Source organism: Desulfolutivibrio sulfodismutans DSM 3696, assembly GCF_013376455.1.
Classification (GTDB): Bacteria; Desulfobacterota; Desulfovibrionia; order Desulfovibrionales; family Desulfovibrionaceae; genus Desulfolutivibrio; species Desulfolutivibrio sulfodismutans.
Genome location: NZ_CP045504.1, coordinates 3,322,219 through 3,340,416, shown reverse-complemented (window position 1 = coordinate 3,340,416; position 18,198 = coordinate 3,322,219). Strand labels below are relative to the sequence as shown.

The 18,198-nt window shown below is 60.5% G+C and carries 12 protein-coding genes and 2 tRNA genes; 8 read left to right on the top strand and 6 right to left on the bottom strand.

The annotated features are described in order from the left end of the window. The first annotated feature begins 44 nt into the window (after nucleotides 1–44). Nucleotides 45–3,656 (top strand): GAF domain-containing protein, encoded by a 3,612-nt coding sequence (locus tag GD606_RS15235; protein ID WP_163301759.1) that lies wholly within the window; start codon nucleotides 45–47, stop codon nucleotides 3,654–3,656. A gap of 184 nt (nucleotides 3,657–3,840) precedes the next feature. On the opposite strand, the gene GD606_RS15230 is transcribed toward GD606_RS15235, so the two are convergent. Next, nucleotides 3,841–5,214 (bottom strand): hypothetical protein, encoded by a 1,374-nt coding sequence (locus GD606_RS15230; protein WP_163301760.1) that lies wholly within the window; start codon nucleotides 5,212–5,214, stop codon nucleotides 3,841–3,843. A gap of 90 nt (nucleotides 5,215–5,304) precedes the next feature. Between GD606_RS15230 and GD606_RS15225 the strand changes: the two genes are divergently transcribed. Then, a complete protein-coding gene (locus GD606_RS15225) occupies nucleotides 5,305–6,336 on the top strand; it encodes an IS5 family transposase (RefSeq protein ID WP_176629169.1) in 1,032 nt (343 codons plus the stop codon). Nucleotides 6,337–6,735: 399 nt separating this feature from the next. Here GD606_RS15225 and GD606_RS15220 read toward each other — a convergent pair whose 3' ends face one another. The 3 genes from GD606_RS15220 to lepA form a co-directional block, all read right to left on the bottom strand. Beyond that, nucleotides 6,736–8,271 carry a YifB family Mg chelatase-like AAA ATPase gene (locus GD606_RS15220; protein WP_176629316.1) on the bottom strand — a complete coding sequence of 512 codons (1,536 nt, stop codon included), beginning with the start codon at nucleotides 8,269–8,271 and terminating at the stop codon, nucleotides 6,736–6,738. A gap of 4 nt (nucleotides 8,272–8,275) precedes the next feature. Further along, nucleotides 8,276–8,875: a signal peptidase I gene (lepB, locus tag GD606_RS15215; RefSeq protein WP_163303474.1), complete on the bottom strand. Its 600-nt coding sequence runs from the start codon at nucleotides 8,873–8,875 to the stop codon at nucleotides 8,276–8,278. 127 nt (nucleotides 8,876–9,002) lie between these two features. Further along, the gene (gene lepA, locus GD606_RS15210; protein WP_163303473.1) at nucleotides 9,003–10,808 is read right to left on the bottom strand and encodes a translation elongation factor 4; all 1,806 of its coding nucleotides are present in this window, start codon (nucleotides 10,806–10,808) and stop codon (nucleotides 9,003–9,005) included. Between the two features lie 272 nt (nucleotides 10,809–11,080). On the opposite strand from lepA, the gene GD606_RS15205 reads away from it, so the two are divergent. Further along, nucleotides 11,081–12,439 carry an NAD-dependent succinate-semialdehyde dehydrogenase gene (locus GD606_RS15205; protein ID WP_163303472.1) on the top strand — a complete coding sequence of 453 codons (1,359 nt, stop codon included), beginning with the start codon at nucleotides 11,081–11,083 and terminating at the stop codon, nucleotides 12,437–12,439. A gap of 14 nt (nucleotides 12,440–12,453) precedes the next feature. Beyond that, entirely contained in the window at nucleotides 12,454–12,693 is a 240-nt protein-coding gene (locus GD606_RS15200; RefSeq protein WP_163303471.1) for a hypothetical protein, read from the top strand. A gap of 264 nt (nucleotides 12,694–12,957) precedes the next feature. Here GD606_RS15200 and sppA read toward each other — a convergent pair whose 3' ends face one another. Both sppA and GD606_RS15190 read right to left on the bottom strand, forming a co-directional pair. After that, nucleotides 12,958–14,028 carry a signal peptide peptidase SppA gene (gene sppA / locus GD606_RS15195; RefSeq protein ID WP_163303470.1) on the bottom strand — a complete coding sequence of 357 codons (1,071 nt, stop codon included), beginning with the start codon at nucleotides 14,026–14,028 and terminating at the stop codon, nucleotides 12,958–12,960. Between the two features lie 120 nt (nucleotides 14,029–14,148). Beyond that, entirely contained in the window at nucleotides 14,149–15,099 is a 951-nt protein-coding gene (locus GD606_RS15190; protein WP_163303469.1) for a hypothetical protein, read from the bottom strand. A 403-nt stretch (nucleotides 15,100–15,502) separates the two neighbouring features. Between GD606_RS15190 and GD606_RS15185 the strand changes: the two genes are divergently transcribed. From GD606_RS15185 to GD606_RS15170, 4 genes are all read left to right on the top strand, one after another. Further along, nucleotides 15,503–15,578 (top strand) — tRNA-Lys (locus GD606_RS15185). A 5-nt stretch (nucleotides 15,579–15,583) separates the two neighbouring features. Further along, nucleotides 15,584–15,659 (top strand) — tRNA-Glu (locus GD606_RS15180). A 490-nt stretch (nucleotides 15,660–16,149) separates the two neighbouring features. Further along, on the top strand, nucleotides 16,150–16,683 hold the full coding sequence (locus tag GD606_RS15175; protein WP_163303468.1) for a CC0125/CC1285 family lipoprotein: 534 nt from the start codon (nucleotides 16,150–16,152) through the stop codon (nucleotides 16,681–16,683). 537 nt (nucleotides 16,684–17,220) lie between these two features. After that, nucleotides 17,221–18,063 carry a M48 family metalloprotease gene (locus tag GD606_RS15170; RefSeq protein ID WP_163303467.1) on the top strand — a complete coding sequence of 281 codons (843 nt, stop codon included), beginning with the start codon at nucleotides 17,221–17,223 and terminating at the stop codon, nucleotides 18,061–18,063. Nucleotides 18,064–18,198: the final 135 nt, after the last annotated feature.

Below are 18,198 nucleotides of genomic sequence, written 5' to 3'. Positions count from 1 at the left end.
ATTGTGCCATGACTTTCCATGGTTCCCGGGCTGGTGCAAGCAGCATGAACAGGCCCCTCCCCCATATCCCCAAAGCCCGGCGGAAGTCGCTTCTGGCCGCGTTTTCCGTGGCCCTGGCGCTTTGCATCGTCTGGTTTTTCGCCGTTGACGCCTTTAGGACACGGGTGGTGGCCGAAAAACGCGAGGAGCTCCGCGCCCGTTGCGATATCCAGCATGTCGCCCTTGAATCCCAGATCGGCAGCCGTCTGGCCCGCCTGGGCGGCCTGGCCGCCTTCGTGGAGGCCAAGCTGCTCACGGGGCACACCCTTGAGGAATTTCCCGTCTTCGCCTCGGGCCTGGTCGGCGGCGATGCGGGCATCCGCTCCCTGTCCATTGCCCCGAACGGCATCGTGGACATGTCCTATCCTCCCGAGCAGAGCCGGTTGCTCATAGGCCACGACCTGTCCAACGACCCACGCCCCAAGGGCCGCGAGGATTATCGCCAGGCCGTGGAATCCCGGAACCTCGTGATCAGCGGCCCCTTCGAACTTTTGCGCGGCGGGCTCGGGCTGGTGGCCCGCAAGGCCGTGTATCTGCACGGCGTCTACTGGGGCATGGTCAACATCGCCCTGGACGTACCGGACATTCTGGCCGAGGCCGGAATTTCCCGGGAAATGGACGGGGTGTCCCTGGCCCTGCGCGGCGAGGACGGCCGCGTCTTTTTCGGCGATGACCGGATCTTTACCGAGAATCCGGTGATCCTGCGCGTAGAGCTCCCCGAGGGACATTGGGAACTGGCGGCCGTTTTGCGCGGAGGGTGGGACGCGGCCGTCTCCTTCCGGCTTTCGGTCTTCCAGATCGGCAGCCTGGTCATCGTCTTTTTGCTGAGCCTTTTGACCTACTTCGTGGTCAACCGCCAGGAACGCCTGAGCGCGGCCGTGGCGGTAAAAACCCGGGAGACCACCGCCGCCAACGAGGCCCTTTTCCGCAGCAACCGGGCCTTAAAGACCTTAAGCGGCTGCAACCATGTGCTGCTTCAGGCCACAAGCGAACAGGAACTTCTCGACGACATGTGTCGGGCCATCGTGGAGGTCGGCGGCTATCATGCGGTCTGGGTGGGTCAGGTTGAAGACGATGCGGCAAAAACGGTCCTCCCCCTGGCCAGCGCCGGAATCGATCTTAAGGCGGTACGACGCCTGGCCGTCGTGTGGGACGGCGACCAGCCGCGCGGCCGGGGGCCTGTGGGCCGGGCCATCCGGGAGAACCGGACCATTTTCGTAACGGACGCCGCCGCCGATCCTGGCATGGCGCCCTGGAGGGAGGACATCGGGCACAATGGTCCGCTGTCCATCATGTCCCTGCCGCTTCGCAACGATGCCGGGGTGTTCGGGGTGCTGTGCATCGACGCCCGGGGCGTTGGGGCCTTCGGGGACGACGAGATCCCGCTGTTGGAGGAACTGGCCGGGGACATGGCCCACGGCATAAGCTATCTGCGGGCCCTGGGCGAACGGGAGCGGGCCAAAGTGGATCTGGCCCGGGAACGGGAGCAGGCCCGGCGCTATCTGAACATCGCCGGGGTACTGATGGTCGGCCTGGACGTCTCCGGCCGAATCACGCTGATCAATCGCAAGGGACTTGAAATACTCGGCTATCATGACGAGCACGAGCTTCTCGGGAAGGATTGGATCGAGACCTGCATCCCGGACGAGGCCCGCCGAAGCCTGCGCGAGGTGATGGGCGGGATGCTGCACGGTTCAGGCGGGTTCCGGGACGTGTACGAGAATCAGGTGTTGCGCCGCGACGGCAGTCGGCGGCTGCTCATCTTCCATAACACGGCCCTTTCCGACGAGGCCGGGATGGCCACGGGCCTTTTGTCCTCGGGCGAGGACATCACCGAACGCAAGGCCGCCGAGGACCGGCTGCACCGTGAACTGTCGGCCAACGTGGCCGTGGCCGCCATCTCCCGGGCGCTTCTGGGCGGCGGGGCCTCCTTTACGGATCTCTCGAAAATCGTGCTGGGCGCGGCCCGGCAGGTCACCGGCAGCCAGCACGGCTACGTGGGCGTCATCGACGAAAAAACCGGCAACCTGGCCAGCCTGACCCTGACGGAGATGCTCGAAGGCCAGTGCAACCTGCCCGCCGACAAGGTGAAGACCGAATTTTCTCCGAACCCTGACGGCAGCTATCCCTGCCTGTGGGGGGTGACCCTCAACACCGGCAAACCCCTGGTCGTGGATGATCCGACCAGGCATCCCGCCTTCCGGGGGTTGCCCGGCGGTCATGTCCCTCTTGAAAATTTCATGAGCGTCCCGGTGGTGACTGAAGGCCGGATACTGGGACAGATCGCCTTGGCCAACGCCCCGGGAGGCTATGGCGAACACGAGGTGCGCACCGTGTCCCGCATGGCCGTGCTGCTCGGGCTGGCCATCGTGCGCAAGCGCGACGAAAACGAACTGCACCGGGCCAAGCGGCTGGCCGACGCGGCCAACGAGGCCAAGACCCAGTTTCTGGCCAACATGAGCCATGAGTTGCGCACGCCCATCAACGGCATCATGGGCATGACGCAACTGGCCCTGGCCGAGGAGCTGCCTGACGAGCAGCGGGAATTCTGGGAAATCGCCCGCGAATCCTCAGACAGGCTGATCCAGATCGTCAACAATCTGCTGGAGCTGGCCAGCATCGAAGCCGGGGCGCTGGAACCGGTCCTGCGCAGCTTTTCCCTGCGCGGCCTCATGGACTCCCTGGAGCGGACCCATGCCGTGGCCGCAGCCTTCAAGGGGCTCCCCCTGCACTTCGACATCGCGCCGACCGTGCCCGACCAACTGGTGGGCGACGATTTTCGTCTGCGTCAGGTGATCAACATCCTGGTGGGCAACGCCCTGCGCCATACCCAGGCCGGATCGGTGCGGGTCGCCGTGACCCCCCTGGAGACGGGGCAGGCCCTGGCCGACGGATTGGTGCGGGTGGCCGGGGATTTTTCCGGCGCCTGCCTGCTTTTTTCCGTGACCGACACCGGAATCGGCATCCCGGCGGACAAGCATCGGTCCATCTTCGACAGCTTCACCCTGGCCGAGGAATACCTGACGAAAAAATACAGCGGCTCGGGGCTGGGCCTGTCCATCGCCAAAAGCGTGGTGGAGCTTTTGGGGGGGACCATCCGGGTGGAGAGCGCGCCCGGGGAGGGCAGCACGTTTTCCTTCACCAGCGTGTTCTGGCCTGCGGGGGGCGAGACGGTCCAGGCGCAACCGGCCCCGGCCGAGGCTGCGTCCGAAGCCCCGGAACTGCCGCCGCTTCGCGTGCTGGTCGTGGAAGACGAGCCGGTCAACCGGATGGCTCTGGTCAAGTCCCTGTCGCGTCGGGGACATACGCCCGTGGAGGCCGAAAACGGCCTGGAGGCGCTCAAGGCCCTGGAGGGGGCTCCCTTCGATCTGGTGCTCATGGACATCCAGATGCCGGTGATGGACGGCCTGGCGGCCACCCGGCACATCCGCAACGGCGAGGTGCCGGGCATCGACCGGAACATCCCGGTCATCGCGCTGACGGCCTACGCCATGGAGAGCGACCGGGAGCGGTTTTTGGCCGTCGGCATGAACGGCTACGTGCCCAAGCCCTTTGAGATCACGACGCTGCTGGCGGCCATGGGGCGGGCGGTGACCCGAAAGGGAGCCGGGGACTAGCGCCGGGTCCGGGCGGGCTGCCTTCCGTACGCCACGCACGGGGGATGATGGCCCGGTTGGTCATGACCGGCGACGGTCCCTCCCCCCTGTCCGGCATCAGATGTATTCAGGCTGCAATTGCAGCAGAGAGGCTTTCAGGGTTTCCTCTCTCCCCGCACAGCACAACCTATTGATATGATTACACTTATTTTCTCTCAGCAGCTTTTATCCCGGCTTTTGAAGTTTCTCTGATGGTCTTCAACATCTCCTTGACTACATTCCCCCACGGGGCCTGCGCGTCGGGGTTGATGTTGGCGAAGGCGTTTTCGGAAGACATGTTCCAGTTGAAGGCCTTCTCCATTTCATCAATAGACATCTTCCCGCCGTTGAGATGTACGAAAAGCCTGCCCTGCCGCAGGGCGTGGCGGCGGTCCTTGAGGCGTTCAGCTTGATCGAAGAGAGCTTTTGCCATGCGATAGCAGAAGACCGCCAATAGGACGAGAAGACCATAAAATGTAAATCCCCTTACAAAGGCAGAAATCAATCTAATCCATCTGCTATTTGCTTGGTCAGAAGAAATAAATTTTATATACTCTCCTACTGCAACGCTTGACACATACTGACTATCATTTATATTTTCTATTTTATCGATGTATTTAGATAAATGATCTGGAATTTCAGCATATGCTTGAGGTTGTTTCGTTTTTTTAAAATTAGTATTAACGAACTCTGCAAACTTTCCACCGGTATCATTATCAACGGTATTTGCGAGAGCCACAAATGTTCCAATTGCAATTGCTACAAATGCTACACATGACAGAAAAAAACCATAAATGTTGTATGTTCTTGCCTTTCTATTTAAATAAGACAACGCTTTTTCGACGAATAAGTCTGTTACGGCGAGGTTGTACGCTCTTAAAGGTGGAGGAAGTAGTGAAAAAGGTTGCGATTCATCTCCCGAATCATCCTTCTTCTGGGACATTTTTCCATTTATAATATCTGTATTATTTCCAGATATCAAACGCAACGAATTTTGGTCATTATCCCAAAGAGGAAAATGTTTCCCACAATCAGTCTTGTAGCTGCTAGCATCGTTGGCAATTCTTTCGCTTAGATAACTTTGAAGTCCTTTTTTTTGCAAAATGCCCGCAGGAAAATACATATCTAGGAAATAATTTACATCATGGCTACGACTCAACTTTTCAACGTGATTAAGAATGCTGTGCCGCAGAAGAAGCCGACGATATACTTTGATAGTGATGTCGTCATGTTTAAAATCGCTCCTCGTAAGTCCAAATAGCGAAAAAATTCTTATTATGGCACCCAAACCAAACCATCTTGGATTCCAGCGCTTACCATCGATTGGTGCATCATCATAAGTTGACTCCAGCTGGCTATATATCTCTTTTTTAATTCTTTCTTTCACTGCTGAATCTGTAAGTTCTTTCGTGCTATTATTCTTTGTGTTACAAGTGCCAGTCAAGTATAAATACCTTAGCACGTTCAAAAGAACAAACACTATAAATGAAATGATAAGAAGCTGAACAATCAAATCCCATGCTGGCGATATAATATCCATTGAGACCGTTGCACGGAAAAATGGCACAATTCTATTGTAATTTTAGGCAATTATGCTATATTTTCTCCATCAAAAATAATGGAGGCGATCATGAGCGAGCGCAATTCCAATAAGCCCGGTATTGCCGACTACGTCGTGTCCCATCGCAGGCACAAGGAATGCTTTCTGGATGAGATTGATCGCCTCATTGATTGGAAGCCGTTTGAGAAGCTTCTTCGAAAAAAGCTCAGCCGAGTCGTCAATGCCGTTGGTAATCCTGCATATGCACCGTTGCCGATGTTTAAAATCCTTCTGCTCCAGAGGTGGTACAACCTGAGCGACGCGGCGGTGGAGGAATGCTTGTACGATCGGTTGTCCTTTGTCCGATTCGTGGGCCTTTCCCTTGATCATGACGAGGTGCCCGATTCCTCGACCATTTGCCGGTTTCGGCAGAGCCTGCTTGAAAAAAACGTCTTGAAGCGGCTTCTGGACAAACTCAACCATCAACTCCAGCGGCGCGGCTTACTGGTACGTGAAGGAGCCATCGTGGACGCGAGCGTCATCACCTCCTCGCGCCGCCCCCTCAAAGTAATCGATATTCTTCCCGAAGATCGCGAGGAAGATGACGACGAGGCGTCGGACGTAACCATCAGCTACTCCGATGACGCCGATGCGGCCTGGTTGCGCAAAGGGAACCGGGCTTATTACGGCTACAAAGTCCATGCGGCCACGGACAGCCGGGACGGCTTTCTCCTCGGCGGCCATGTCACGCCCGCCAACCGTTCGGATACGCAGGAATTCGTGGATATTCTTGATGAGATTGGCCCCATGCCAGGGGGCCGCATCTATGCGGACAAGGGATACAGCAGCCAGTTGAACAGGCATGTGCTCCAAGCTCGGAGACTTGCCGACGGCATCATGCATAAGGCCGCTCGCAACCGTGCGCTGAACCCCGCCGAAAAAGCGGCAAATCGTCAAGTTAGCAGCGTCCGGTCGAAGGTGGAACGGGCTTTCGGAACGCTCAAAAGAAGTTATGGCTTCTTCCGGACGCGTTACCTGGGGGTAGCCAAGGTTGAACTTGAATTTTTACTCAACGCTATGGCTTTCAACTTGAAAAAAGCGGTGCTCAAAGCGGGATGTTGAGGAACACTTACGCTAAGGAGTGACGAACGCCGCCTCAAGGTGAAACAAGATCAGCGCTGTCGGCTAAACGACGGCGGAAACAGACGACCGAGACCTTTCGAGAGAATTCCGTAACGACATCAGAGGATTGTGCAGCGGTCTCCCATTGGCGGTCTCCTTTACCTCTCCTGGAAACGAGCTATGAGTTTAATAGTTCTCGCATCCAAGACGATTAACAACTTTTTATAGAGGTCTTATGGAACATAACAAGTTAGGCGTGATCCTTATTACGGCGGGCGGAAGATATCAGAAAAGTGCAAATTGTCAATATCGACAATATGCTTGAATATGGTTTTAAAAATGATGGAAAGAGGAACGAATTTTGAGAGAGTCGGCGAGTATCAGTCTGACAGTAGTTCCTCACGCCTCCCTTTGCCTGTCCAGCCCCCGCAGATTCACCGCCTCGGCCAGATGCTCCACCCTGATGCCCTCGTCGCCATCCAGGTCGGCGATGGTCCGGGCGATGCGCAAGATCCGGGTATGCGACCGGGCCGAAAGCCCCAGCCTTCTCACCGCGCCCTCCAGGAAGCGGTGCCCCTCGTCGTCGATCCTGCAGCAGGCCGACAGGCGGCTCCCCACCAGCTCGGCGTTGACGTGGATGGCCGCATCGGCATAGCGCGCCGCCTGCCGCTCCCGGGCCGCCAGAACCCGCCCCCGCATGGCCGTCGAATCCACGGCCGAGGCCTCCTGGCGCAGTTCCTTGTACGGCACGGCCGGAACCTCCACCTGCAGGTCGATGCGGTCCAGAAGCGGCCCGGACAGGCGTGAGCGGTAACGCTGGATCTGCGGCGGCGAGCAGGTGCATTCGTGGCGCGGGTCGCCCAGGTAGCCGCAGGGGCAGGGGTTGAGCGCGGCCACCAGCATGAAGTCGGCAGGATAGGTCAGGGACATGGCCGCCCGGGCGATGGTCACCTTGCCGTCCTCAAGGGGCTGGCGCAGCACCTCCAGCACGGATTTCTTGAACTCCGGCAGCTCGTCCAAAAAAAGCACGCCCTTGTGGGCCATGGACACCTCGCCCGGCCGGGGGTGGCTGCCGCCGCCGATGAGCCCGGCGTCGGAGATGGTGTGGTGCGGCGAGCGGAAGGGCCGGGCCTCGACCAGGGCGGCCTGGCGGGGAAGCTGCCCGGCCACGCTGTAGATCTTGGTGACCTCCAGGGCCTCGTCGAAGCGAAGCGGAGGCAGCACCGTGGGGATGCGCTTGGCCAGCATGGTCTTGCCGCTGCCCGGCGGTCCCACGAAAAGCAGGTTGTGCCCCCCGGCGGCGGCGATCTCCACGGCCCGCTTGGCGTGCTGCTGGCCCTTGACCTCGGAGAAGTCCACCTGGAAATCCCCGGGCACGGGGCCGGGGTCGGTTTCGGGCAGGGGTTCGGGGGAAAGGGGCGTCTGGCCGCTTAAAAATTCCACGGCCTCGCGCAGGGTCGTCAGGCCGTAGACCGGCAGGTCGCGGACCACGGCGGCCTCCCGGGCGTTGTCCCGGGGCACCAGGATGCCCCTGGAGCCCATCTCCCGGGCCCGCACGGCCATGGACAGGATGCCGGGCACGGGCTTGAGCTCGCCGGACAGGGACAGCTCACCGGCCAGGAAAAGGCCGCTGGCCCCCTCAGGGGGCAGGATTCCGGCCGCAGCCAGAAGGGCCGCGGCCAGGGGTAGGTCGTAGGCGCTGCCCTCTTTGCGCATGTCGGCCGGGGCCAGATTGACGGTGATGCGCGCCGCCGGGAGCTTAAAGCCGCTGTTTTTGAGCGCGGCCAGCACCCGTTCCTTGCTCTCGCGCACCGCGCCCTCGGCCAGTCCGACCATGGCGAAGGACGGAAGTCCCTGCCGGGCCAGGTCCACCTCCAACTCGACCGGAAAGGCGTCGATGCCTAAAAGCGCGGCGGTGGCGACATGGACCGGCATGGCGTCACTTCACCAACATGCCGATCCGGTCGAAGCGCACATTGGGGATGCCGTTCCAGGACCAGTAGATGACCCAGGCCTTGCCCTTGATCTTGTCCCGGTCCACGAAGCCCCAGAAGCGGGAGTCGTAGGATTCGTCGCGGTTGTCGCCCATGCAGAAATACTTGTTCTCGGGCACGGTGACAGGCCCGAAGTTGTCCCGGCGGGGGGTGATGCGCGGGTCGGTGTGGCGGATATAGGGTTCGGTGAGCTTTTCGCCGTTGCGATAGACCTCTTTGTCCTTGATCTCGATGACGTCGCCGGGAGCGCCGATGATGCGTTTGATGAAGTCCTTGTCCGGGTCTTCGGGGAATTCGAAGACGATGATGTCCCCGTGCTTGGGCTCCTCGACGTCGAACAGCGTGGTTCCGGTAAACGGCATCTTCACGCCGTAGAGGAACTTGTTGACCAGAAGGTGGTCGCCGATCTGCAGGGTCTCCAGCATGGACCCGGAGGGGATCTTGAAGGCCTGGACCACGAAGGTGCGGATGACCAGGGCCAGGACCAGGGCCACGGCCAGGGCCTCAATGTATTCAAGAAGCGTTTTCTGCCATCTGGGGTTCATACGTTTTCCTTTTGCTTGCGCCGGGCGTCGCCCCCTTGCCCCGCAGGGTGGGGACGGGACCGTTTCCGGAACGTGTCGAAAGAACCGGCCGGGCCGGGCCGTCCATGCGCCGTGGCGGCGGGTGGCGTCAGGAGTCGTCCCCGGCCTTGAGGGCCGCCAAAAAGGCCTCCTGGGGAATCTCCACGTTGCCCATCCGCTTCATGCGGCGCTTGCCTTCCTTCTGTTTTTCCAAAAGCTTGCGCTTGCGCGTGATGTCGCCGCCGTAGCACTTGGCGATGACGTTTTTGCGTAAGGGCGAATTGCGCTCCCGGGCGATGATCTTGGTGCCGATGGCCGCCTGGATGATGACCTCGAAAAGCTGCCGGGGGATGCTCCGCTTGAGCCGCAGAGCCAACGCCCGGCCGTAATGGTAGGACTTTTCCCGGTGCACGATGGTGGCCAGGGCGTCCACGGGGTCGCCGTTGATCATGATGTCCAGGCGCACCAGATCCGAGGCCCGGTGGTCGATGATCTCGTAGTCGAGCGACGCATAGCCCTTGGTGGCGGATTTTAAGCGGTCGAAGAAGTCGTAGACGATCTCGGCGAACGGCATCTCATAGGTGATGATCACCCGGGTGGAGGTCAGGTACTTGATGTCCTTCTGGATGCCGCGCTTTTCCTCGCACAGCTTGAACACGCCGCCCACGTAGTCGTTGGGGGTGTGGATCTCCATGCGCACGAAGGGCTCGGACAGGGTGGCGATTTCCTGGGTCTTGGGCAGCTTGCTCGGATTGTCGATGAAAAGGACCGTGCCGTCGGTCTTGTCCACCTTGTAGATGACCGAGGGCGCGGTGGCGATGAGCGTGGCCCCGAACTCCCGCTCCAGGCGCTCCTGGATGATCTCCATATGAAGGAGTCCCAGGAAGCCGCACCGGAAACCGAAGCCCAGGGCCTGGGAGGTCTCGGCCTCGTAGCTGAAGGCCGCGTCGTTTAACTGGAGCTTCTCCAGGGCGGATTTCAAAATCTCGTATTCCGCCGCCTCCACCGGATACAGCCCGCAAAAGACCATGGGCTTGACTTCCTTGAATCCGGGCAGCGGGGCGGGCGCCGGATTCTGGGCCCCGGTGATGGTGTCGCCCACCCGCGCATCGCGCAGGTTCTTCATGTTGGCGCACAGATATCCCACCTCGCCCGGCCCCATGGAGGGGATGTCCACCGGCCCGGGGGAGAAGGCCCCCAGCCGGGTGACCTCATAGACCGCGCCCGTGGAAAAGATACGGATCTTCTGGCCCATGGCGATGCCGCCGTGCATGATCCGAAACAGCACCACCACGCCCTGGTAGGAGTCGTACCAGGAATCGAAGATCAGCGCCTGCAGCGGGGCGTCGGCGTCGCCCTTGGGCGGCGGCACCTTGGCGATGATGCGTTCCAGCACCTCGGGCACGCCCATGCCGGTCTTGGCGCTGACGGCCAGGGCGTCGTGGCAGTCGAGGCCTATGCCCTCCTCGATCTGGGCCTTGACCCCCTCGACGTCGGCGCTTTGCAGGTCGATCTTGTTTAAGACCGGGACCACCTCCAGGTCGTGGTCCAGGGCCAGGTAGACGTTGGCCAGGGTCTGGGCCTCCACCCCCTGGGTGGCGTCCACCACTAAAAGCGCGCCCTCGCAGGCCGACAGGCTGCGCGAGACCTCGTAGCTGAAGTCCACATGGCCGGGGGTGTCGATGAGGTTTAAGATGTAGTTTTTGCCGTCCGCAGCCTTGTAGGGGATGCGTACGGTCTGGGCCTTGATGGTGATGCCGCGTTCCCGCTCGAGGTCCATGCGGTCCAGGTATTGATCGCGCATGTCCCGTGAGGTCAAAAGCCCGGTGACTTCAAGGATGCGGTCGGCAAGGGTGGACTTGCCGTGATCGATGTGGGCGATGATGCTGAAATTGCGAATGACCGACGTATCCATCTGACTCCGGGGGGTGGTGGCGGCCAGACCGCGTTGTTGGCGTGGCGTGAAAGGTCGGTCTGGCACATAATGGAAGCGCGCCCCGGCGTCAATGCGCCCCAGGGGATACGGCTAGGCCCGGGCCATCTCGCGCCGGGCGGCCCGGGCCAGATTCCCGCCATTCCCCGGACTCGCCATGCGCGGCCGAAAGGGGTACAACGCGGTCCTTGCGCAGGGGAAACGGCGCGCCAGCGCCCTTTCCGCCGCAAGTTCCATGTCAGGGAGGATGTACGGTGCAAAGCGTCAATCCGGCCACGGGGCAGCTCATCCGGGACTACCCCGAACACGGCCCGGCCGAGTGTGCGGCGATCCTTACCGACGTCGCGCGCGCCGCCAGGGATTTTTCCCGGACCACCTTCGCCGGGCGCGCCCGGTGCATGACCGCCCTGGCCGAGCTGCTCATCGCCGAGGCCCCCGTCCACGCCCGGCTCATCACGCTGGAAATGGGCAAGCTTTTTCGCGAGGCCGAGGCCGAGGTCAAAAAATGCGCCCAGGTCTGCCTCTATTACGCGCAACACGCCGAGGCCATCCTGTCCCCCACGCCGGTACGCTCGGCCGTGGCCGAGTCCTGCGTCAGCTTCGAGCCCCTGGGAACGATCCTTGGCATCATGCCCTGGAACTTCCCCTTCTGGCAGGCCATCCGCTTCGCGGCCCCGGCCGTCATGGCCGGCAACGCCGTGGTCCTCAAGCACGCCCCGGGCGTCTGCGGCTGCGCCCTGGCCGTGGAGGATCTCTTCCGCCAGGCCGGGTTTCCGGAACATGTCTTCCGCACCCTGCTGATCCCGCTTGACCTCGTAGAATCGGTCATCGCCCATCCGGGGGTGCGCGGGGTGAGCCTGACGGGCAGCGTCCGGGCCGGACGATCCGTGGCCGCCCTGGCCGGGAAGCATCTCAAAAAAAGCGTGCTGGAGCTTGGCGGATCGGACCCGTGCATCGTGTTGGCCGACGCGGATCTTTCCGCTGCGGCCCGCACCGGGGCCGCGGCCCGGCTCCAGGGCTGCGGCCAGGTATGCATCGCCTCCAAGCGGTTCATCGTGGAGCGGCCGGTGGCCGATCAGTTCACCGAACTCCTGACGACGGCCATGTCCCACTACGTGCCGGGCGACCCCTTCGACCCGGCCACGACGCTTGGCCCCATGGCCCGCGAGGATCTGCGCCAGGCCCTGGCGGTCCAGATCAAAACCTGCCTGGACATGGGCGCGCGGCTGCTCCTGGGCGGCCATGCCGTGGAGGGGCCGGGATTCTATCATGAACCCACGCTTCTTGCCGACGTGGCCCCGGGCATGCCCGCCTACGACGAGGAGTTGTTCGGCCCGGCGGCGGCCCTTTTTGTGGCCGAGGATGCGCAGCACGCCCTGTTTCTGGCCAACGACACGCCCTACGGCCTGGGAGCTGGCATCTGGACGGCGGATGTGGACGCGGCCCGGGCCATGGCCCGGCATATCGAGGCCGGAACCGTGACCATCAACGGCATGACCAAGTCGGAACCGGCCCTGCCCTTCGGCGGGGTGAAAAATTCCGGCTACGGCCGGGAGCTGTCGGAATTCGGCATCCGTGAATTCGTCAACATCAAGACCCTGCGGGTCTTTTAAAGGAATCGGGACGCATGAACGAGGATACCCAGAGGGCCATCGCCGCCGCCGAGGCGGAGCTGGCCGGGTTTGCGGCCGAGAAAAAAGCCGTCGAGGAACGTATCCGGGAGTTGCGGGCCCGGGAGGATCTCAAAAACGGGATCTATTTCCCCAAGGAGATCTTCGAGGCCCAGCAGGACAAGCTGCGCCTGGAGACGGAGATGCTTTTCCGCCAAAACGCCGTCAAACGCCTGCGCCTGGGCGTGGACGGCTGACGGCGGGCAGAAAGAGGCCCGGCGCGCCAAGCCTGTCCGGGCCGGGACAGACCTGGCCCGGGAACGGGAACACCCCGGCCCAGGGGTCGGCTGCGGTTGCGCCCCGCCCAAAAATCGGCCGCCTCTGAAAAGGGGTCATGCCCCTGCGCAGGGCTCCTCACCGCTGTTCACGGCATGGAGCGTTTCGAAATACGCCCGTGCTGCGTATCGAAAAAACGCCTTTCCATTTGCCCTTTCACCATTCGTGTCCCACGGCTTCCCCCCCTACCGCTGTAACAGATAGTAGAGCCTGGGCGTATGGAATCCCTTGCGGGCGACCGGCAGGGGCAGCTTGGGCATGGCGGCGGACAGGACGGCGGACATCCCGGTCTCCAGGGTATGCCACAGCCCCTTGGGCGGCTGGTAGGCGGCGTAAAATACCTCGCCCTTGCTGTCGATTTCGGTCTTAAGCCGGGCGGCCAGTTCCTCGGGATACAGCACCTCGTCCACCAATCCCAGCTCCTTGGCCCGCCTGCCGCTCCAGACCTCGCCCGTGCCCAGCTTTTCGCGCACAACCGAAACGGGGATCTTCCGGCTCTGGGACACCTCGGCCACGAACGCCTCCATGCTCTCCCGGACATCCCGGGCCAGAAGGGTCTCCTCGGCCGGGGTGGGCTCCCGAAAGGGGTTGCCCATGTCCTTGAATTCGCCGCTTTTGTAGACCTTCATATTCACGCCCAGGGTGTCCGTGGCCAGCTTGCGGAAATTGAGCAGTTCGATGATCACCCCGATGCTGCCCACCTCGGCGTTTTTGGCCGCGAACACCTTGTCTGCGGCGCAGGCCGCGTAATAGCCGCCAGAGGCCAGGACGAAGCTGGAATAGAAATACAGGGGGATCTCTTCCCGGGCCTTGAACGTGGCCAGGGTGTTGCGGATCTCGTCTGCGGCCGCCACCTCGCCGCCCGGGGTCTCGAAGCGGATCACCAGCCCGGACAAGCCCCCTTCCGCGCGCATGACCGACAAGGCGTCGCGCACCACGTCCGGGGTCACCACCGAACCCGTGCCCGCCAGCACGTCGGAATCGGCAAAGCTGGCGATCGTCCCGGAAAGGTCCACCAGCCCCACCACCGAATCGTCCGCCCCGATGTCCTCCCAGGCCACCTCCTCGAAGTCGGCGTCGAGATAGACCACATGCCCCTTGTCCGTGAAGCTGTCGGTCTCGAAGGCCGAAAACGCCACGAAGAGCACAAGGCCCCAGAACAGCACGCGCAGGGCCAGACGCAGATAGTCCAGGGGACCGCTGACCAACCGGACCCTGACGGTACGGGGGGCGGGGGTGGGGGAACCGGGAATCATGGCGAACCTCGTTGTCGGGCCGGGGTGTAGAGCAGTCCGGCCGCGTTGGCGGTTAGTGGGCGAAGAAGGCCGAAGTGTGCCCCGGGGGGCGCCGCGAGGCAAGTGCGGCCTCCGGCGGGCCTATCCCAGAAAGTAATAGCCCACGGCCACGATGATGATGGTGGCGGCCCGAAAGGCCTGGTTCCAGGCGATGAGCCGGATGGCCATGGCCGGTTTGAAGATGCCCGCGTAATAAGGGAACTGGTGCCGGAAGGCGCGCATGGGCGTGGACAGCACGTTGCCCACGAGCAAGGCCATGACCACCTGCTTGACGTCCAGATCGCCCGCGCCGAGCAGGGCCCCGGCAGCGGCCAGCCCAGCCGTGAACTCGGCGGCCATGTGGAAGATGACGATGCTTATGGCCTGGGGCGACAGCCAGGGCATGCCCCCCAGGTGTTCGGACACGAATTTTTCCAGATAGCCGAAAAACCCGTGGGTGCTTAAAAAATGAATGCCCACATAGGTGGGGATGGTGAACAGCGCGATGGTTTTGATGCGCCGTTTAAAGCGGGCCCAGCTTTTTTTCAGGGCGCTGGCAAGCGTCACCCGGTCCTCGCCCAGATGGCAGACCACGCAGCCCTCGGGCAGGGGCGGCAGGAGCAGGCGGCCCACGAAAAGGATGCCCAGGGTGCGCAGGATGGCGGCCAGAAGGGTCAGGCCCACGTAAAGGAAGGCGGCCGAGCCCAGAAAGGGCGCGGTGATGAAAAACATGTTGGGCAGGTGCAGGAAATAGGTGGGCAGGCTGTTGAACAGGTTGGCCAGGACGAGCTCGCGCGGGGTGAGGCGGTTTTCGGCATAGGCCTCGGCGAGCATGGTGTTGGCGGCCATGCCGGAAAAAAAGCCCATGGAGAAGCTGGCCCCCACCACGTCCTTCATGTGCCCCACGCGGATGAGCGGAGCGGCGAAGCGGGCCATGAAGCGGGTCCAGTTGAGGGCCTCGATGAGGTTGGCCACCAAAAGGCCCACGGACAACGACACAAGCAGACGGGTCAGGGGCCACACCAACGTGCGCCACAGTTCGGCCATATCCATGACCTGGGCTCATATACCGGAGGCGTCCGGCGCGCCAGGGGAATCTGTCGGGGCCGGAGGACAGGCCCGAACTGGCTGCCCGTCGTGGTGTAGACTTGGGCGAATCTGTCGGGGCCTGGGGGCTGGCCCTTCCCCGAAACGCCGCCCCGGGCGTTTATGACGCCGTGCTGCCGGAGGTGGTTGCGACCATTTCCCGGCTGTCTTGCGGTCGCGTTCGCCGCACGTCCCGGCCCGCACGGCGGATGGCGGACGGGAGTCGTCGGGCGTGGCCGCGCATTTTCCGATGGACGCGGGAGATGGATTTGATTAAGCATGCACCTCGGCCGGGCGCGGGATTGATGGCCGCGCGGAACGAGCCCCTTGACAGGGGGCGGGCATGGGATTAGGAAGCCTGTTTCCGCGTGGGCCGTTAACTCAGGCGGTAGAGTATCTGCCTTTTAAGCAGAGAGTCGCTGGTTCGATCCCAGCACGGCCCACCATCTGCGTCCCCATCGTCTAGTGGCCTAGGACACCGGCCTCTCACGCCGGGAACACCGGTTCAAACCCGGTTGGGGACGCCACAAAAATTCAAGGGCTTACGGGAAAAATGACCGTAAGCCCTTTTTCGTTCCCAACGCTATTCCCAACACCCACGATACAATCCCAACAAAAAAGCGGCCCACCTCCACCCGGAAGCAGTCCGCACAATCTTTGCCTCATGGACCGTCCCTTGTCATCCTGACACAAGGTGGATGCCCTTTTGTAGTGCGTCTCGCCCCGGCCCGGGCCGCCCTCGCCCTGGCCGGGTTTTCATTTCCTCCTCCGCCTGCCCTCGCCCTGCCTTGTCAGCAAACGGACCGGAGTGCCAGTACGTTTGAGGTGTCACAAGTTGCCACGCCCCCAGGGGCCTGCCCTGGCACTTATTGGCGCCTTGCCACACGAAGCCCCGTCAAAATGGAGCCAACGTAAACAAAACCCGTTTTAAGCTTGATACTGAATAAGATTTCGAGATATTGCCTTAAAAACTCATACCATCGGCAAAGCCTATGGGCACGAAACACCGGAGGGGGCATGGCCAATTCAAGCTTTTCTGGAACCTATCCATCGTCAAAATACTTATTGCTTTCACTATTATTCTTATTCCTAACAGGCTGCGCTACACCATATAAATCTGAAGGGATCCTGGGTGGCTTTAGTGAAACACAATTGAGCGAAAATGTATTCAAAGTTTCATTCAGAGGAAATGAATACACGAGCATGGAACGAGCTCAAGATTTTGTATTATTTAGATGTGCAGAGCTTTCCAGGCAAAATGGTTATGATTATTTTGTGATAGTTGATGAAAAATCATATAACAAAATTAGTCAATATCAAACCCCTGCTTATTCAACAACATCAGGAAGTGTATCTCCATTTGGAAATAGCTTGCACTATTCAGAAAATACCACCTTTTCAGGAGGACAGACAATAACAATTTCATGTCCGAACACAACAAACACTATACACTGCTTTAAAAATAAACCAAATACAAGTGGTGCAATATACGACGCAAGCCTTATATGCAAATCAATTGGCTCAAAGTACAACATAAACTGTAGCATTTAATAATGAAATTAGGAAAACAAAACATAAACGCGACATTTTCTGCTACGCTCTCAATGAAATCAGGCGGTAGCCTAGTATTACAAGCCTGGAAAGAACGAAACAATCCGACGTTGTTTCTGTAAGTTTCTATGGCAGCCTGCTTCCGGCGTTGGGACTAAATCATCCGGCGCTGGCTACCGCTTTGCTGCAGAAGGAATTGTCCCCCCCCTGCAGCTTATGAAAATATCTTGCGATCCGAATCGTTATTACGATTTGGACTGGTGCTGGTTCGGCATGGCGGCACAATCGGGATTTCTCGTTGAGAGGACACCCGCACTTTTTATCGAAGAATAAAGGCTAACTCCTTTTCTGCCGCAAAAATCCTAAATTGAGACAATCCTGGGAGTCATTAAGTGCCTCTGCCGTTTGAACCGCTTAAGCAGAAAGAAACGCGGGTTGGTCGCTGGAGACGGATGTCCGCCGAGCATTGTTGACGCAGGAAACAGGGCTGCCTATTCTCTCTCCAAGTGTTTCCAGCTTGCGACTGTAGAGGTATTCATGAGGCACATTCTTGCGCTTCTCTTGGCGCTCTTTCTTTTTGGCTGCGAAAACACGGACATCGGATTGATGGCAGATGCGGCCCTGGACACGGTCAAAGCTGTTACCTTGACCAATGAGCAAGTAACCGCGATATCTCGCCGCGCCGCCCTGGCCTCGGATGGGAAAAACCGTGTTGCACCAGAAGGAAGCGCATACAGCCAGCGGCTTCGTCGACTGATCGCTGGGCACGAGAAAAGGGACGGGCGCGATTTCAACTATAAGGTTTACCTGGCCGACATTCCCAACGCATTCGCTATGGCCGATGGCAGCATCAGGATAAACAGTGGCCTGATGGACATCATGACCGACGAGGAAATACTCTTCATCCTCGGACATGAAATGGGCCACGTGGTAAAAAACCATTCCCGAAAACAGCTCATACTGGCCTTGTCTGCGAGCGCAGTGCGCAAGGGTCTGGCTGCACAGGACTCGGAAGTCGGCCAGATCGCTGCGTCAATGATTGGCGCCTTTTCAGAGCAATTGGCCAACGCCCAGTTTTCCCAGCATGAGGAACGCCAGGCCGACAGCTACGGGGCGGCCTTTCTCGAAGACATCGGAGGAGACAGATCCGCCGCTGTGTCTGCATTGAACAAACTGGCCACCCTCGCAGGGCGGCATACGTTTCTTTCCAGCCATCCCCACCCGGAGTCACGGGCCAAGCGTTTGCTCTCAGCGAAAACCGCCGATCCGGATGAAATGCCGTCGGAGGACCATGCCGAGGCCTCCCTCTTCGACAAGACCAGGGCCCTTCTGACATCGCTTTGGCGCCAGGTTCTCGCCGTGCTGCAGCAATACGGATAAAAACCGACTCGCGGCCTCCTTCACGGACGAACCGACTGTCGAAACACCCCGCGCCCCCCCTTCGACCTTCGGGCGGACAGCCCGGCGGACATCACGCGCCACGCATCCGGATATGACCCGGCACACGGCTCTGTT

What these genes read in the sequence shown, in the direction of transcription:
- GD606_RS15235 (WP_163301759.1), top strand. Translation starts at nt 45, where the DNA reads ATGAACAGGCCCCTCCCCCATATCCCCAAAGCCCGGCGGAAGTCGCTT.
- GD606_RS15230 (WP_163301760.1), bottom strand. Translation starts at nt 5,214, where the DNA reads ATGGATATTATATCGCCAGCATGGGATTTGATTGTTCAGCTTCTTATC.
- GD606_RS15225 (WP_176629169.1), top strand. Translation starts at nt 5,305, where the DNA reads ATGAGCGAGCGCAATTCCAATAAGCCCGGTATTGCCGACTACGTCGTG.
- GD606_RS15220 (WP_176629316.1), bottom strand. Translation starts at nt 8,271, where the DNA reads ATGCCGGTCCATGTCGCCACCGCCGCGCTTTTAGGCATCGACGCCTTT.
- lepB (WP_163303474.1), bottom strand. Translation starts at nt 8,875, where the DNA reads ATGAACCCCAGATGGCAGAAAACGCTTCTTGAATACATTGAGGCCCTG.
- lepA (WP_163303473.1), bottom strand. Translation starts at nt 10,808, where the DNA reads ATGGATACGTCGGTCATTCGCAATTTCAGCATCATCGCCCACATCGAT.
- GD606_RS15200 (WP_163303471.1), top strand. Translation starts at nt 12,454, where the DNA reads ATGAACGAGGATACCCAGAGGGCCATCGCCGCCGCCGAGGCGGAGCTG.
- sppA (WP_163303470.1), bottom strand. Translation starts at nt 14,028, where the DNA reads ATGATTCCCGGTTCCCCCACCCCCGCCCCCCGTACCGTCAGGGTCCGG.
- GD606_RS15190 (WP_163303469.1), bottom strand. Translation starts at nt 15,099, where the DNA reads ATGGATATGGCCGAACTGTGGCGCACGTTGGTGTGGCCCCTGACCCGT.
- GD606_RS15175 (WP_163303468.1), top strand. Translation starts at nt 16,150, where the DNA reads ATGGCCAATTCAAGCTTTTCTGGAACCTATCCATCGTCAAAATACTTA.
- GD606_RS15170 (WP_163303467.1), top strand. Translation starts at nt 17,221, where the DNA reads ATGAGGCACATTCTTGCGCTTCTCTTGGCGCTCTTTCTTTTTGGCTGC.